The following is a 1489-nucleotide window of genomic DNA, read 5'->3' on the forward strand; positions in this document are numbered from 1 at the left end:
AATATCAGCAGTAATTTCAGACGAGTTTCTAGCGCCATATCTGGTGTAGACATATCCAAGTGTTGGTATTCCTGCAGACTGGAGTTTTTTTATTCCTAAAACATAGGAGAGGTCCCAAGATCCAGGACCGCTGGCAGGATTGATTATGGCAATAATTTGAACAGATGGATGGTCGTGCTTTACTTGTATGAGATCATCCCATGTGGAACCTGNTATTGCAATAATTTGAACAGACGGATGTTCGTGCTTTACTTGTATGAGATCATCCCATGTGGAACCTGGATGTCTGTAAAGCGGAACTATTATCCCAGTTTTTTCATCATCCACGTGTATTTCATGAGAAACATGTGCTGTAGCAAAAAATACAATAGTTAGGAGAATCCCAATAGATAACATGACAACCACTACTCTCCAGCTACCAAACCGGCCATTTTTCAATTAGATGTTGTAGCACCTTCATGTCTATGGCATGACTTGAGGCGAGTTTGATTTTTCAACAGCGTGTTTTGGAGTTTGATCATTATGTAAAACACCTGGATGTGGGAAAAGATTTCCAGGTATTGGAGTTGGACCGTGTTTATTAAATGCAAGAACTGGAATCGAATTTATAATTAATGTAGTCAGTACAAGTGTGAGAACTAGTGCGATTAAAACAATATTTAATTTTCTCATGTTTTAATTTATTACTCGTCTCTTATTTGATTTTGCCATGATGGCGTCATAATAATCTTCTAGTAATGCATTGGAAATTATTTCAAACCAATTTACAAAACATATTTTCATGTTTGATGAAATGTTTCTCTTAAAAAATTCAGAATTTTTTAAAAANAAGACTGAGACCTAGAAGATTGAGGCTAGGTTTCAAATCTACTGAATATGCATCTCCACCAAAGAGACTTACAGGACTTTTTGTTGCTGCAAGCTCTATTCCATTGGAATCATACACTTGTATGTCTGCCTTGAGTGGCATTGCAAAGTCTCCTATGTTAAGAGTTGCAGTACCAGATGAATCCACAGGAGCAGATGCAATCACTTGACCAGCAGTAGATGATGTTGACTGTACAAGAACCACTTTGGCTGCAAGAGCTGGATTGTTAGTCACTTTGATGTTTACATCAGAGGCAACAAAAAAGTTCTTGTATGAACCACTAAGTAGCTGACCTGCATAATTTGTTTGCGGCTCCAAGAATGTGACTGGAGTGTGAATCATTCCTAGATCTAGTGCATTATTTTCGAATACCTTTACACCGTCAAGAATTACTTTGAGATAATTAGTGCCGTTTGTGATTATGGTACAATCTCTTGTTGTTGGCTCAGTTAGAGTCATAGGAGATGCCCACAATACATTCTCACTAAGGGCTCCAAAGGCATTGCCTTTTACGGATGCAACTACCCACTGGGTTCCGACTATACTTGTGTTTGATGTACATACGACATAGCTCACATTAGCAGTTCCATTCTGAACATACATTCCATTTTCATACCAGTT

Annotated in this window: 2 protein-coding genes; both read right to left on the minus strand. The window is 38.1% G+C overall.

The genetic code is table 11. The annotated features are described in order from the left end of the window. The coding region (locus DYY66_RS16550; RefSeq protein ID WP_218583722.1) for a spherulation-specific family 4 protein at positions 1–212 on the minus strand (212 nt) is incomplete at both ends. Between the two features lie 250 nt (positions 213–462). Beyond that, positions 463–672: a hypothetical protein gene (locus tag DYY66_RS10265; protein ID WP_166288963.1), complete on the minus strand. Its 210-nt coding sequence runs from the start codon at positions 670–672 to the stop codon at positions 463–465. Between the last annotated feature and the right edge of the window lie 817 nt (positions 673–1489).

The sequence above is a fragment of the Candidatus Nitrosotalea sp. FS genome, from assembly GCF_011319475.1.
Lineage (GTDB): Archaea > Thermoproteota > Nitrososphaeria > Nitrososphaerales > Nitrosopumilaceae > Nitrosotalea.

Excerpts from the sequence above, each read along its gene's own strand:
- DYY66_RS10265 (WP_166288963.1), bottom strand. The coding sequence starts at position 672 with ATGAGAAAATTAAATATTGTTTTAATCGCACTAGTTCTCACACTTGTA.